This window comes from Paraliobacillus sp. X-1268, from assembly GCF_003426095.1.
GTDB classification, from domain to species: Bacteria; Bacillota; Bacilli; order Bacillales; family Amphibacillaceae; genus Paraliobacillus_A; species Paraliobacillus_A zengyii.
The window spans coordinates 16,372-31,779 of sequence record NZ_QJSK01000021.1; the positions used below are offsets into that span (position 1 = coordinate 16,372).

Genomic DNA, 15,408 nt, shown 5'->3' on the forward strand with positions numbered 1-15,408 from the left:
AAAGAACCTCCATTACGGGGGTTTTTTTCATTTAATTAGTTGTATAAGATTACAAAGAAACATAAATCATATATAATAAGGCTTGATTACTTTCCAAAGGAGTGTGCAATTTTGAAAAAAGATGTAGAAGATTATTTGCAAGACGGTATCTACGGTGCGAAAGAGATTAACCCTGCTGAACGAAAGGTTTTTTTAGGTACACTTCGTGAAAGAGTTGTTTTCGTACTTACAAAAGGGCAAGTAATGAAAGCTAAAGGAATAAAAGAATTAGAACAACTGATAAAAGAAAACCCTACGACTACTATTTTGTTGAACGGAAATATTTCATTTGGGTTTTTTAAGCCTTATCGCCAATTAGCAACAAAACATAAAGTCCTCTATACCACTGTTAATAATAGAGATGCTGAATCGGATTTCGGTCTTGTATTAACGTATGATTACGCTATTGATAAAGAAGATATTTATTTACAAGAGGAAGAAGAATTAGAATCAGAGCAAAAGAAAAAGCCGTCCTTCTGGAAACGACTTTTTGGATATAATCAATAAAAGAAGCCAGCTTTTACACATAGCCGGCTTCTTTTTTAGGTGAGCTGAAGTTTTGTCTCTTCGATTACTGAAACTAGTCTTTCCATTCCTATCTTAATACTTTCTGGATTGGCATTCGTAAAATTTAAACGCATTGTATTTTCTTCTGGATTTGAAACGTAGAACGGTGCACCGGGTACAAATGCAACCCCTTTACTGACAGCCGTTTCTAATAACTTTGTTGTATTAATATGTTTCGGCATATTTACCCACATAAACATGCCACCTTTAGGCTCTGTATAAGACATTCCTTCTAATTCTACTTGATCAAGTAAATTCTTCATGATAAGCATCCGTTCATAGTAGGTATCTCTTATCCGTTGAATATGTCCATCAATATCAAAATCATCTATCAAATGAACAAGTGCATGTTGACTAATAGAATTTGTGTGAAGATCGGTTGCTTGTTTAGCTTGTGCCATTAGCCGTATGATTTGATGAGGCCCAACAATCCAACCAATCCTAAGTGCTGGTGCAACGGTTTTAGAAAATGTACTTGTATAAAGTACATACTTATTTTGATCCATTGAAGCTAAAGATGGCGGTGTTTCTTTCTTTTCGAATTGAATATCACCATAAGGATCATCCTCTAAAATAACAACATGGTACTTTTTAGCTAGACTCAATAATTTTTTTCGTCGATCTAACGACCATACTTTTCCACCTGGATTTGAATAAGTTGGCACAACATAAATACATTTAGGTTTTAGCGTTTTAATCTTTTCCTCTAAGTCTGTTTCGAGCATACCATCATGATCTGAATCAACTGCTACAACATTTGTTTCATAAGAAGAGAATACTTGCAAAGCAGCTAAGTATGTCGGATTTTCCGTTAGAACTATATCACCTGGATTAAACATAATACGAGCAAACAGATCAATTGCTTGTTGTGAACCAGACGTAACCAAAATATCCTCTGGTCGTCGCGATATACCTTTACACTTCATTCTTTCTACTAACCTTTCTCTTAATGCTAATAGCCCTTCTGTTTCACCATATTGTAGTGCTTTATTACCCGATGTTAGCGCCTTAGTAAAAGCTTGTTGCATCGCCTCGACTGGAAATAAACCTTCATCTGGTAATCCCCCTGCAAAAGAAATCACATCCCCTTTATTTACGACTTTCAGAATATCACGAACTGCTGAAGACCTTAAATAACGTACACGATGTGAAAAACCATATTTCATCATTGCTCTCCCACCTTCATTTATTAAACAATTTAGAAAAGTCAGACTTCATTTGTGTTTTATAATTATAACACTTTTAGTTCTGTTTTCAAGGATTAGTACAATTTAAAAAGTGCACTAGCTTAAACTAGCGCACTTCCTTGTTCTTTCCTATCCTAATATGGCCCGATCATTGTCCATCTGCGTTCCACGAATACGTTTAAATTCATATAATAGTTTTTCAATTGTTAAATTTTGTTTTTCTTCTCCTGCTACATCAAAAATAATCTGACCTTTATCCATCATTATTAATCGATTACCAAGATCTAATGCTTGTTGCATATTATGTGTTACCATTAACGTCGTTAAATGAAACTTTTCAACAACATCATGTGTTAAATTCGTTATTAATTCCGCACGTGAAGGATCCAACGCCGCCGTATGTTCATCTAATAGTAAGATGTTAGGCTCAGTGAAAGTTGCCATAAGTAAGGAAAGCGCTTGTCTTTCTCCACCTGACAACAAACCTACTTTCGCATTTAGACGATCTTCTAGACCAATATTTAATGTTTCTAAATACTCACGAAATAACACTTTACGTTTTTTGGATACACCTGGTTTTAATTTTCTTTTTTTGTTTCGTGCATAAGCCATTGCTAAATTTTCCTCTATCGTCATATCCGGTGCCGTTCCAGCCATTGGATCTTGAAAAACACGTCCAATGTATTGAGATCGTTTAAATTCAGGTAGTATCGTCACATTATGTTGATCAATCTTTACGTCCCCAACATCTGGTATCAAACTTCCTGATATCACATTCATTAAAGTGGATTTCCCTGCTCCATTACTACCAATAACTGTAATGAAATCGCCTTTTTCTAATGTTAAGTTCACACCTTGCAATGCCTTTTTTTCATCTGGAGTGGCCTCATTGAAGGTTAATGAGATATCTTTTATATCTAACATATTATACCTCTCCTTTCAAACGCGCCTGTAATTCTTGCCTTTTTCTTTTCTTTCGATTAGCTTCTTTTTGTCTATCAATTATCTTCGGAACGACTAATGCTATAATCACCATAAGTGACGTAATTAACTTCATATCCCCAGTGTCTAAGAAATCTAAACGGAGAGCAAAAGTTACAACAATGCGATATACAATTGCTCCACCAATAACAGCTAATGTCGTACGCATGATTGTTTTTGTCCCAAATAAAGCTTCACCAATAATGACAGAGGCTAAACCGATAACAATCATACCAATTCCCATACCAGCGTCAGCAAATCCCTGATATTGCGCAATCAATGCACCAGAAAGAGCGACTAATGCATTAGAAATTCCTAGTCCTACAATTGTTAAGTTATCTGTATTTGCTGAAAAACTGCGAATCATCTTTTCATTATCACCGGTAGCACGTAATGCTAAGCCAATTTCGGTTTTTAAAAAATAATCTGTTATAAGTTTAATAATTGCTGTAACCACAACCATAATAATAACGATTGACCAAGTGGTTGGTAGTCGTTCTGCTCCTATTGAAGTAAGAAAAGCATTTAAAGCTTGATCAATTCCTGTTGATGCCCATAATTCTTGTAATTGTTTAAATATAGTTGGCTCATTTAATAGTGGCAAATTAGGTCGCCCCATGATACGCAGATTAATCGAGTATAATGCAATCATCATCAAGATACCTGATAAAAGCGGATTGATTTTACCTTTAGTATTTAATATTCCTGTAATACTACCAGCAATAAAACCCGCTAACACTGCTAGAAGCGTTGCTATAATTGTTGGTACACCATTTACAATTGAAATTGCTGCAATTGCTGCACCTGTTACGAAACTACCATCCACTGTTAAATCTGGGAAATCTAATATACGAAATGATAAATAGACACCTAAAGCCATTATCGCATAAATAACGCCTGATTCAACCGCTCCAAACATTGATATTAACATCTTAATACGCTCCTATCTAACTAAAAAAGAAAACCGACTAGTAAACAAAATAGGATAAGAGTCGGTTTATCTTTTATATTCTCTATTAACAACCTTTTATTCTTCTACAGTCTCTTTAAATTCCGCATCTACATCCCAATCATCATTCCACTCAATACCCTGTTCCTCTGCAGCACCTTTATTAATAAATAATTGCATGCTAGACGGATACTCTACTGGTATATCTGCAGTTGTTTGCTCACCAGTTAAAATGTCTACTGCCATCTCACCTGTTCGGTATCCAATTGTGTGGTAATCGATTCCATATGTTGCAAATCCACCACGTTCCAGCGAATCTGGTTCACCAACAATTAACGGAATATCTTGTTCATTTGCCACTCCAACAACCGCTTCTAACGCACTTACAACTGTATTGTCTGTCACAATATATATAACATCTGCATCCCCTACTAATGAAGTAGCTGCCTGTTGTACTTCAGCTGAAGTAGAAACAGTTCTTTCTGTTAAACTAAGACTCGTTCCATCGATTGCTTCTTTAACCGCATCAATTTGAGACACGGAGTTTTGCTCTCCAGCGTTATACACAACACCTACTGTTGATCCTTCAAAATAGGTAGCAATAAATTCTATCGTATTGCTAATTGCATCAGGATGTAAATCCATAACACCAGTAATATTTTCACCTGGTTGATCCATACTTTCTACCAAACCAGCTTCAACTGCATCTGTCACTGAAGTAAACAGGATCGGAATATCTTTAGTTGCTTGTAATGCCGCTTGTGCACTTGGCGTAGCATTAGCAAAAATCAGATCCACATTATCTGCAACAAATCCTTGAGCAATTGTGCTTGTGTTATTTTGATCTGCTTGTGCGCTTTGTAAGTCAAACTCTACATCTAATCCTGCATCTGCAATCGCTTCTTTAAACCCTTCATATGCAGCATCTAAAGAGGGGTGCTCGACAAATTGTGATGCTCCAATTGTATATGTTTCCGAGCCATCATCAGAACCAGAATCTGTATCTTCGCTATCGTTATTACCACATGCCGCTAAAACTATAATACTTATAATTGCTACTAAACTAATCCAAAACTTTTTATGCATGTATTATGCCCCCTTATTAATCTATCTGTACTGATTTCAATTTTCTGAATTTATGCGGATTATTATATCACATAATTATAGATGAGAATACATGTTTATTCAGAAAGTTATCTACCCCTTCTAGAATTATGATTTTAATTATGAATATTGTAAAATTTGATTGATTGGTTTACTTGCTATTTTTATTTATATCTAGCAAAATAATGACATAATAATACTGTTTAAAAAGGAGTAGGCTATATTGTCAACATATATTGTAATAGGTGCTGGAATTTTGGGTGCGTCTACTGCCTATCATTTAGCAAAGCACGGAGAAAATGTAACCATTATTGATAAAAAACATCTTGGTCAAGCAACTGAAGCTGCTGCAGGAATCGTTTGCCCTTGGCTTTCACAACGCAGAAATAAGGCATGGTATGCATTGGCAAAAGGTGGTGCTCGTTATTATCCTAAACTTCTTAATAAATTACAAGATGACGGCGAAACCGACACAGGTTATAAAAAAGTTGGAGCGATATGCATTCGTCAAGAACCTGATAAACTAGAGGCAATTTTAGAACGTGCATTAGCAAGGCGTGTTGATGCTCCAGAAATTGGTGAAGTCAAAAAACTATCTCCCGAAGAAACAAAAGCTTTGTTCCCTCCGTTAGCCAAGGAATTTGGTTCCATTCATGTAAGTGGTGCAGCTCGTGTTAATGGACAGAAAATGCGAGACGCACTTCTGAACGCCGCCATTAGACATGGTGCGAAATTCATTGCAGAAGAAGCTCATCTAAACGTAAATAATAATGAGGTAACAGTAGGAGTAAAAGAAAAAGCATTTTGTGCAGATAAAATTATTATCACTGCAGGTGTTTGGACAAATGAAATGCTCCGTCCACTTGATATTGAATTTTTAGTCGAGTCTCAAAAAGCGCAAATTATGCATTTACATTTACCCGAAGCAAATACAAGTAACTGGCCTGTTGTTATGCCACCAAGTGATCATTATTTAGTAGCTTATGATGATCAACGCGTTATTGCGGGCGCAACACATGAAAATGGACTTGGTTTTAATAACGATATCACCCCAATCGGTATGCAAGAAATCATCGACAAGGCACTTCGTATCGCACCTGGTCTAGCACAAAGTTCAGTCTTAGAAACACGGGTTGGTTTTAGACCAAGCACACCTGGTTATCTACCTGTTGTTGGTTCGTTACCTAATTTTGAAAATATTTATATTGCGAATGGGCTTGGTTCTTCTGGGTTAACAACCGGACCTTTTCTAGGCCAGCAATTAGCTAAGTTAGTTTTAGGCGAAGAAATGGAAATTAATATAGATGATTATCCTGTTAGCGGTGCAATTAAGTAATAACCTATAGTGTACACGACATTATTCTATGATTTGAAAGGTGTCTGTTACATCGCTTGTATTCCATTCACTTTATGTCTAAAAAAAAGAATACCCTCAAGGCAATCATGCATTGAGGGTATTTTTTTAATCTTGAAAATCATCTGTCACTGCACCTTTTGAAGAGCAGGAAACATTATGTGCATACTTACCGAGTACACCTTTCTTATAAAGCGGTGGTGCAGTCCATGCTTGTTTTCGTTTTTCAATCTCACTTTCTTCGACATCCATAAAGATTTCTTTTAAATCGGAATCAATTGTTACAAGATCACCCTCTTGTAGAAAGGCAATTGGTCCTCCAGATTGTGCTTCAGGTGCAATGTGTCCAACTACTAGACCATGTGTTCCACCAGAAAAGCGACCATCCGTTAACAATGCGACTTTTTCACCCATTCCTTTACCAACTAAAATTGCAGAAATAGATAACATTTCTGGCATTCCTGGTCCACCTTTAGGTCCCACATTACGAATAACAAGTACATCACCATCATTAATAATGTTATGCATAACAGCTTCTGTCGCTTCTGCTTCATTATCAAACACACGAGCAGGTCCTGTATGTCGTTTAACTTTAACACCAGAAACTTTAGCAATAGCGCCACTAGGAGCCAAATTCCCTTTTAAGATAACAAGTGGTCCTGTTGTGCGATAAGGCTTTTCAATTGGTAAAATAACTTTCTGTCCTTCAGCTAAATCTGGTGCTTCAGCAAGGTTCTCTGCAAGCGTCTTGCCAGTTACCGTTAAACAGTCACCATGTAAATAACCATTATTATAAAGCATCTTCATAACAGCTTGTACACCGCCAACTTTATACAAATCTTCCATAACATATTTACCACTTGGCTTTAAGTCTGCTAGATGTGGAACTTTTTGCTGAATGCGATCAAAGTCATCCATAGATAAATCAATTTCTGTTGCGTGTGCCATTGCTAATAAGTGCAAGACCGCATTAGTAGAGCCACCAAGTGCCATAACAACAGTAATTGCATTTTCAAATGCTTCTTTTGTCATTATATCTTTTGGATAAATACTTAGTTCTAATAATTTGTATACCGCTTCTCCAGCTTGCTCCGTATCTTTATGCTTGTCTCTTGATTCAGCAGGATTCGAAGAGCTTCCCGGTAAACTCATTCCAAGTGCTTCAACAGCAGCAGCCATTGTGTTTGCCGTATACATACCACCACAAGATCCTGCACCAGGACACGCATTACATTCAATCCCATGTAATTCCTCATCCGAGATATCGCCGTTGTTATGCTTACCTACACCTTCAAATACAGAAACAACATCAAGCTTTTCTCCGTTTCGGTATCCTGGAGCAATTGTACCACCATAAACAAATACTGCTGGAACATCAGAACGGGAAATTGCAATCATACAGCCTGGAATATTTTTATCACAGCCGCCAATTGCGACATAAGCATCTAAATTTTCGGCCCCAACAACCGTTTCAATTGAATCCGCGATAACATCTCGACTTGGTAACGAATAAAGCATGCCACCTGTACCCATTGAAATACCATCTGATACCGTTATGGTATTAAAGATAAGTGGAACGCCCCCTGCTTTTCTCGCACCCTTTTTAGCTTTCATAGCCAAATCATGTAAATGGATATTACAAGGTGTAACCTCACTCCATGTGCTTGCAATACCAATCATAGGCTTTTTGAAATCTTCATCTGTAACACCTACAGCTCGTAACATTGCTCTATTTGGTGCACGTTTTGGATCATCAAATACATTACTTTTAATACGTAAATCTTTAGACATTGCTCTACCTCCAATTCCCTTTCTATATACTATAAAGGCTTTTGATTTGCATTTCAATATTTTTGTTATTTTCAGAAAATATTTTTGTCTAATTAATGAACTACTTTCATATGGTATACTCCAGATATATTGTTATTTTTGGGGGATAAAATGAAACTTGAACGTTTAATTAAGCAAGCTACATTATTACTAGTATTATTTTTAATCGGATTATCCGTTTATTATTATATGGAACAAAAAAAAGAACTGGCTAATCAACCAATGCCTACTGCATTACATCCTATTGTAGAGGAGAAGAAAAACAGATTGATCGAGCAAGCGGCTGAAAAGGGAATTACAATTGTTATAACAGCAGGATTTCGTTCTCAAGATGAACAGGACAACTTATATGCACAAGGGCGAACAGACGACGGATCGATTGTTACAAATGCAGAAGGTGGTCAGTCATATCACAATTATGGTTTAGCAATTGATTTTGCACTTGAATTAACAAACGGTGATATTATTTGGGACTTAGAATATGATGGTAATGAGAATGGCCAGTCTGATTGGTCAGAAGTGGTAGCAATCGCTAAAGAGCTTGGGTTTTCTTGGGGCGGCGATTGGGCTAATTTTCAGGATAATCCACATCTACAAATGGATTTTGGCCTAAGCATAAGAGATCTGCAAAAAGGGAAAAGGCCGGATGTTGAGTAGATTAATACGATTACTACTCCGTTATAAAGGAAGTACTATTATGGTTTAATCCGTAATAGTACTTTTTCGTTTATTCAATATATATAGTTTAGTAATCACAATTATTTCTTATCCCGATAAATCACCGTACTATATACTTGCTCACTTGATTTAGGATCAAGATATTTTTTAGCACTGTTAACTGCGGTCATTGCTTCTGTATAGCCTGATGCAATTAGCATTGTTTTACCTGGATAAGATGCTGCATCACCAGAAACAAAAACCCCTTCCACATTTGTTGCCATTCTAGTATCAGCGACAATTCTCCCTTTATCTGTTTCTAATCCCCACTTTTCAAAAGGTACAGCCTGTAAATTCAAACCATTATTCAACAGGATTGCATCAATTGTTATGTGTTTTCGAACGCTATCCTTGTCACTGACTATCAATTCTTTTACGATGCTTTGCTCACGGACAACCTCTTCTATCGTTACCTCTGTAGACACTCTTACATTTGAGTTTTCTAAATGCGCAATATCCGATTGCTTTGCTTTTTGAAAATTCACTTTGTCATTGAATAAATAAACCTGTTTGGCTACATCACTTAATTCAAGCGCCCAATCAATACCTGTTTTATTATTCGAAAATATTGCAACGTTTTTATCCTTGTATTGTTCCAATTCCTTGACCAATGCCGTAACATTTTGATCCTTTATCGGATCTAGAAGTGCTGGCGCAACATTCGTAAATCTACCATTACCCGTCGCTAATATAATTGTTTTCGATAGATGTTTCTTACCGCTTGTTCCTATTAAAAGAAAAGTTCCATCTGATTGTTTTACGACATGCTCAATCCACTCGTTTTGTATAATAGTTGGTTTATATGTATCGGCTTGTTTTAGCGTTTGTTCAACGATTTCATCACCTGAAACTCCTGGGATCCCACCAATATCATAGATATATTTATCTGGATAAAATAGAGCTACTTTTCCACCAAAGCCAGAACTTGCTTCTACTAGTTTTGTTTTCAACTCACGTAAACCACTATAAAAGGTTGCATACATACCAGTAGTACCACCCCCAATAATGGTAACATCGAATCGTTCCATTATCATTCCTCCAGATTAGCAAATTTACGTAACCATATTAAAAACACCACTTCTACTACTAACCCACCTAACACCGCATATGCAGCTATTGAAACTATAAATTGTGAATTCACTGAGAATAACGGCAATATAAATGCAAGTAACATAACCACCATGTAGACTTTAAATAAAATTGTTGTACCGCGAGCTAATTCATTGGCACTCTTTTGAATAGCAATTGCTACCAATAAACGGAAAACAAAATAAACAAGAATAAGATTGACAATTTGAATTAATAAACCATATGCTCCCCATATTGATCCAAACGTTGTTATTTGATCAATTGGTTGTTGTTGAATGAAAACAGATGGAATCGAAATAACTACCAGTATCATTGCAAGCTGATGTGCATATTTCGCCTCTTTATATGTCTCTTTAAACCAAATAAGTCCTCCAGCAATCAAAAAATAGCCGACAGGTTCTGGTAAGATATCAATTACATAAATATGAATTTCGATTACTGCCAAAAGAAATCCCCAAAATATTTTGTGAAAAGCTGTTCGCATAGGAAGGACTCCTTTCTATAGGACCAAACTTAATGACACTTTTTAAAATGAAATTTAAGTTTCGTCCATGAACTCTTAATTATTATCCGATAATGACACGATCAGTTGTTTTCAATTCATCAATTGAGCTTACACCTAGTGCGAACATTGCCATTTGTAACTCAAGTTCTCGCGTCTCCATCAATTCAATTAATTGCTCCACTGATTCTGTTGCTTCACGTAAAATCGAACGTGCAAAACCAACCATATCAGAGCCAATTGCAATTGCTTTAGCAGCATCTAAACCAGTCTTCATGCCACCACTAGCAATAATAGGAATATCCTTCACATGTTCACGAACAGAAACAATACTTTCAACTGTAGGAATTCCCCAATCTACAAAAGCTTCTGCTGCTTCCTTTTTAACTTTATCTTTAGATCTTAATTTCTCAACTTGACTCCAAGATGTTCCGCCTGCCCCTGCGACATCAATAAACGCTATTCCCACATCTCGTAGTTTCTTTGCTGTTGCACCATCAATACCCCAGCCAACCTCTTTAATACCAACCGGTACATCGAGTTCTTTACAAAGTTGTTCAATTTTACCTAACAATGACGAGAAGTTAGTATCCCCACCAGTCTGAATAACTTCTTGAATTGCATTCAAATGCAATACAAGCGCATTTGCCTCGGTAATATCAATAATTTGTCGGCACTTATCTACACCAAATCCATAATTTAACTGAACAGCGCCTAAGTTAGCTATGATTGGAACTGTCGGAGCATATTTTCTAATTTGGAAAGAAGGACGATATTCTTTATTTTCAACAAGTGCACGGGTTGAACCCAACGCAAATGTCCAGCCTTTTTCTTCTGCAGCAATAGCTAAATTACGGTTTATTGTTTCTGCCATTTCAGCTCCACCAGTCATTGAGCTTATTAAAAATGGCGCACTACGTTCATATCCTAAGAAAGAAGTCGCAAGAGAAACCTTCTCAAAATCGATTTCTGGCAATGCATTATGTACTAATCGAACAGATTCCATCCCTGTTTTAATATTATTTCCTGTTACTTGATCGGTAAGACAAAGTTTTATATGTTCTGCTTTTCGTTTATTAATTGAATCTGTCATATTAAATGAACTCCTTTATGTTGTTGAATGACTTATTATATCTTCTGCTACTAAAGAACCTGAGATCGTTACCATTGGCGTGCCACCACCAGGATGAGTTGAACCTCCGACAAAATATAGATGTTCGATAGACATATCTTTGTTCGGAACTCTAAAGAATGCTTGATTAAATTGGTTTGAAGACATCCCGTAAATCGTACCTTGATGCGCTCCTGTTCGCGCCTGAATATCAGCTGGCGTCATGATTTCTTCATACTTAATGGAGTTACCAAGATGGTTTAATCCATAAGCTTCTAACTGTTCCAAAATACGTTCTCGCACTTTATATTTCTCATCAAGTTTCCAAGACTCCACTTCCGATAAGCTTGGTGCATTTACAAGAATAAATAAATTACTACCACCTTCTTTAGATCGTACCGGCTCAGAGTAACTTGAATTACAAATATAAATTGCTGCATCATCTGCCATTTTCTTCTTCGTAAAGATTGAATCAAATTCATCTTTATACACTTTCGGAAAGAAAACATTATGGTGTCGCAATTGTTTGTACTGTTGATCAATGCCTAAGAGCATCGTAAACCCAGATAAAGAAGGTTCTTTTTTTGCAATCTTTTTATGCATAGGGTGCTCTTTTAACCAATTCTGATAGACGGTTAATGCATCAACATTTGCAATAACCTCATCCGCAAAAAAGTCTTCTGAGTCCGTTTGTACACCTACTGCTCTTTTCTTGTCTAGCAATATTTTCTTCACCGTTGTGTTCTTTCTAATTGTAACACCTAACTCTAATGCAAGTCTCTCAAAAGCTGACACAATTTCATATGTCCCACCCTTAATTCCATATATACCCTGATTTCCTTCTAAGTGCGCCATCATTCCAAAAATAGCTGGCGCTTGATATGGGGAAGAACCAACATAAGTCGCATATCGACCGAACATCGCTAATGTATTTGGATGTTCAAAAAATTGTCGAAGAAATTTTTGATATGTAGTAAATGGTTTTATTTTCATAAAATCTACAAGCAAGGCAGAAGATAACTTTACTTTCCAACTGTACATGAGTTGACTAAAAAATTGCCGCTCAGCAATCTGATAAAACTTCGAGCTCTCTTGTAAAAAACGTCGATAATTTGCCGCATCATGTGGACTAAATCTTGCAATTTGTTCTTCTACATGATCCACATCTGTACTAAAATCAACGATGTTACCATCAGTAAAAAAATTCCGTGTCCCTGCTTTAATGGGGTAAAATGTCACATAATCTTCTATCCGCCTATCGCATGCTGTAAAAACCTCTTCAAACACATGTTGCATGGTAATTGTACTTGGACCCAAATCGAATTGGTATTCGCCTGTATCTACCTGTTGCAATTTCCCACCGACAGATGCTTCTTTTTCTACTACTGTAACTGAAAATCCATGATAAGCCAATCGAATTGCACTAGTTAAGCCACCTAGACCCGCTCCAATAACTACTACTCTTTTCACAGATAACGCCTTCCCTTCCAGACATATCCTCTTCTTAAGTAACTTATTCGTAGAGAATCTGTCGCAATCGCTAACATCAGTATTACACTAACTGGGAGCAAGAAACTAGCCAAGGTCAATGCTTGATTGGATAAATCGATTACTATCTTTGTTATTACAGCTAACCCATAAGCCACACAAACATATATAAAACTTCCTCCAAATAACAAGGTTACCCACAGTAATATGTATAAAAAAGTGTAATAACTAAAAATAATGACAAATAAAAAAACATTTCGGTTTAGTCCGGCAAATAAGTTTTTTTGATAACCCTGCCAAACTTCTTTCGCATTCCTATACATACGCATATTGACCACTTGATCAATCTTCACTAAAGTTGCAGGATAACCAAACAATTTAAATCGTTTCATTAATTGCATATCATCTAACATACTACTTTTAATCGCTTCATGTCCGCCAACTTTTTGATAACTTTCTTTATTGACTAAAATAAATGCGCCGTGCGCTGCAGCAAATAGAGAACTTTTCGCCTTTTGCACATATCGTATCGGAAGATGAGAAATGATCACAAACTGCATCATTGTAACAACTAGTTTTTCCATCCATGTACCTAAAATTTGTCTAGGAAAACCGGAAATTATTCCAGTTTGTTGCTTATCTACCAAAGGGAGTAATTTCTCTAATGCATCCTTTTCTAATCGAGCATCCGCATCAAGAAACACTAACCAGTCTCCTTTTGCATGATCAGCTAATTGTTGACATGCAAAAGATTTACCCATCCATCCAAGCGGTAACGCAACACCTTCTACTACCTTGACACGGGATTGTTTTATCATAATTTGTTCTAAAATAGCTTTTGTTTGATCTGTAGAATGATCATTTAATACAAGTATTTCATCAGGTAAATGCGTTTGTTTCAATACAGAATTCAAGCAATCCTTGATATTTCTTTCTTCATTCCGCGCTGGAATCAATACAGAAAGACGTGTTGATGCATATCTTTCTTTAACGGATTTTTTCAGAGAAGGAAACGTTGCAAGATTCCACAACACGAACAACAATTGATAAGATAAAAGAGCTATAACGATTAGGAGAATGGTGTCCACTTACGTACCCCTTCTTTCCAGTTATCAAAACGGTCGCTTGTCGACTTACTCTGCTTCATCAATTGATACTGTCTTGGCAAATGATCAAAATGAAGATTTGTAATAACTTCTTTCCTCTGTGCATCTGCCTGTTTTTCTATAAGTCTTTGCGTATAAGAGGTCCAGCGTTTTCGACTTTTACTCGTACCCTCTACTAAAAACGGATTGCCAATTCGAATAGAAACAATTGGTTTTTGCGCTTCTCCGAAAGCATAATAAAAAGTTACAGGCTTAATAGTCACTTGTTCAAAGCGCTCTAATAGATAACCAATACCTGTTTTAAATTGAAGTGGTCGTATTTCCTGATTTTGAATTTCTCCTTGTGGAAAAAGCCATAACGAATTTCCTTGTTTAATTAGTTGTTCACTATACCGTAAAGACTTAACCACTTCTTTTGGTTGATCACGGTTAATAGAAAATGCACCTATTTTGCGAAAGAACGGATATTTATTCAAACCAACTTCGTCCATCATAATATAATGGTGACGTTTAGATTGCTGATGTGTCATGTAAAAGAGCAATAATCCATCCCACCAAGAGCTATGATTTGCTATATAAATAACAGGTCCCTTATGCAGTGGATCCACTTCGCCTTCGACCACAATAGATTGAAAGTGTCGTTTTAATAAATAGTTATTTAAATAAAAATAAAATAATTGCGAAAAACATTTACTTTTTTTCGCGGTAATCATATCGGTACCTACTTTCTACCAGAATTATGAACAGCATACTCAAACACCCAATTGCTACTAAGCCTGTTTTAAAACCAAGCATCCCAAAGAAGAAAAGCATTAACTGAAAAACAAGTGCGCCTTTTCGATGTATCGATTTGTTAATCTTATATAATGGGAAAATATATGTTAGTAATGCTGAAAGAATAAACCATGTAATAAAGTTTGATAGTGGAATACCGAAATAGGCTCCGGTACCATGCCACTCCCAAAAAATTAACTTTTCTGCGACTGGATCTAAAATAAGGTCAAGTACAACTACCCAAACCCCAGTTTCCACTGCACGCTTCGTTTTCGACTTTTGATTTGATAATAGCATACTATTTAAAATGACACCCACCCAAGCAATTGCTATCGTAAACGGGACACCCGCTATGAGATGGCCTAGCGTATTAGTATAATTATATGAACCAAATGGATAACCAGTTGCAACGCTAATTGCTTCAATACCAAAAGTTATCAGGGCGATGACTCCGACACCTACATAGAATATTTTCCAACTATTAAATATTCGCCCAAAAATTTCAATTAAACATAGTGCATAAAACACAAGAAAAAGCGCTTTAGAGAATGCTAGACTAGTAGGTACATACCAGAACAATTGTAGAATAAGGCCAATGGTATACCATATT

Annotated in this window: 15 protein-coding genes; 3 read left to right on the forward strand and 12 right to left on the reverse strand. The window is 36.3% G+C overall.

Annotated features, from left to right (window positions below; translation table 11 throughout):
- The first annotated feature begins 111 nt into the window (after positions 1 to 111).
- Positions 112 to 546 (forward strand): YueI family protein, encoded by a 435-nt coding sequence (locus D2K62_RS16050; protein WP_332871759.1) that lies wholly within the window; start codon positions 112 to 114, stop codon positions 544 to 546.
- 35 nt (positions 547 to 581) lie between these two features.
- Here D2K62_RS16050 and D2K62_RS16055 read toward each other — a convergent pair whose 3' ends face one another.
- The 4 genes from D2K62_RS16055 to D2K62_RS16070 all read right to left on the reverse strand — a co-directional run bounded on the left by D2K62_RS16055 (position 582) and on the right by D2K62_RS16070 (position 4,809).
- Positions 582 to 1,772: an aminotransferase-like domain-containing protein gene (locus D2K62_RS16055; protein ID WP_117149513.1), complete on the reverse strand. Its 1,191-nt coding sequence runs from the start codon at positions 1,770 to 1,772 to the stop codon at positions 582 to 584.
- Between the two features lie 150 nt (positions 1,773 to 1,922).
- On the reverse strand, positions 1,923 to 2,717 hold the full coding sequence (locus D2K62_RS16060; RefSeq protein WP_117149510.1) for an ABC transporter ATP-binding protein: 795 nt from the start codon (positions 2,715 to 2,717) through the stop codon (positions 1,923 to 1,925).
- Between the two features lies 1 nt (position 2,718).
- Positions 2,719 to 3,705, reverse strand: coding sequence for an ABC transporter permease (locus D2K62_RS16065; protein WP_112179520.1), 987 nt, complete (start codon positions 3,703 to 3,705; stop codon positions 2,719 to 2,721).
- 96 nt (positions 3,706 to 3,801) lie between these two features.
- Positions 3,802 to 4,809 (reverse strand): ABC transporter substrate-binding protein, encoded by a 1,008-nt coding sequence (locus tag D2K62_RS16070; protein WP_117161752.1) that lies wholly within the window; start codon positions 4,807 to 4,809, stop codon positions 3,802 to 3,804.
- Between the two features lie 241 nt (positions 4,810 to 5,050).
- On the opposite strand from D2K62_RS16070, the gene D2K62_RS16075 reads away from it, so the two are divergent.
- Positions 5,051 to 6,163: an NAD(P)/FAD-dependent oxidoreductase gene (locus D2K62_RS16075; protein WP_112179515.1), complete on the forward strand. Its 1,113-nt coding sequence runs from the start codon at positions 5,051 to 5,053 to the stop codon at positions 6,161 to 6,163.
- Positions 6,164 to 6,289: 126 nt separating this feature from the next.
- Here the strand turns inward: D2K62_RS16075 and ilvD are convergent, their stop codons facing one another.
- The gene (gene ilvD, locus D2K62_RS16080; RefSeq protein WP_117161753.1) at positions 6,290 to 7,972 is read right to left on the reverse strand and encodes a dihydroxy-acid dehydratase; all 1,683 of its coding nucleotides are present in this window, start codon (positions 7,970 to 7,972) and stop codon (positions 6,290 to 6,292) included.
- A gap of 150 nt (positions 7,973 to 8,122) precedes the next feature.
- Here ilvD and D2K62_RS16085 point away from each other — a divergent pair, with 150 nt between their 5' ends.
- On the forward strand, positions 8,123 to 8,668 hold the full coding sequence (locus tag D2K62_RS16085) for a M15 family metallopeptidase (RefSeq protein WP_112179511.1): 546 nt from the start codon (positions 8,123 to 8,125) through the stop codon (positions 8,666 to 8,668).
- 101 nt (positions 8,669 to 8,769) lie between these two features.
- On the opposite strand, the gene D2K62_RS16090 is transcribed toward D2K62_RS16085, so the two are convergent.
- From D2K62_RS16090 to D2K62_RS16120, 7 genes are all read right to left on the reverse strand, one after another.
- A complete protein-coding gene (locus D2K62_RS16090) occupies positions 8,770 to 9,756 on the reverse strand; it encodes an NAD(P)/FAD-dependent oxidoreductase (RefSeq protein ID WP_157967897.1) in 987 nt (328 codons plus the stop codon).
- A gap of 2 nt (positions 9,757 to 9,758) precedes the next feature.
- Complete coding sequence (locus D2K62_RS16095) at positions 9,759 to 10,301, reverse strand: hypothetical protein (protein WP_112179507.1); 543 nt, start codon at positions 10,299 to 10,301, stop codon at positions 9,759 to 9,761.
- An 82-nt stretch (positions 10,302 to 10,383) separates the two neighbouring features.
- Positions 10,384 to 11,412, reverse strand: coding sequence for a type 2 isopentenyl-diphosphate Delta-isomerase (fni, locus tag D2K62_RS16100; RefSeq protein ID WP_112179505.1), 1,029 nt, complete (start codon positions 11,410 to 11,412; stop codon positions 10,384 to 10,386).
- Between the two features lie 15 nt (positions 11,413 to 11,427).
- Positions 11,428 to 12,900, reverse strand: coding sequence for a phytoene desaturase family protein (locus D2K62_RS16105; RefSeq protein ID WP_117161754.1), 1,473 nt, complete (start codon positions 12,898 to 12,900; stop codon positions 11,428 to 11,430).
- On the reverse strand, positions 12,897 to 14,006 hold the full coding sequence (locus D2K62_RS16110) for a glycosyltransferase family 2 protein (RefSeq protein WP_117161755.1): 1,110 nt from the start codon (positions 14,004 to 14,006) through the stop codon (positions 12,897 to 12,899). The genes D2K62_RS16105 and D2K62_RS16110 overlap by 4 nt, the downstream gene beginning before the upstream one ends.
- The gene (locus D2K62_RS16115; RefSeq protein ID WP_117161756.1) at positions 13,988 to 14,737 is read right to left on the reverse strand and encodes a lysophospholipid acyltransferase family protein; all 750 of its coding nucleotides are present in this window, start codon (positions 14,735 to 14,737) and stop codon (positions 13,988 to 13,990) included. Before D2K62_RS16115 ends, D2K62_RS16110 begins: the two co-directional genes overlap by 19 nt.
- Positions 14,715 to 15,326 (reverse strand): carotenoid biosynthesis protein, encoded by a 612-nt coding sequence (locus D2K62_RS16120; RefSeq protein WP_157967397.1) that lies wholly within the window; start codon positions 15,324 to 15,326, stop codon positions 14,715 to 14,717. Before D2K62_RS16120 ends, D2K62_RS16115 begins: the two co-directional genes overlap by 23 nt.
- Between the last annotated feature and the right edge of the window lie 82 nt (positions 15,327 to 15,408).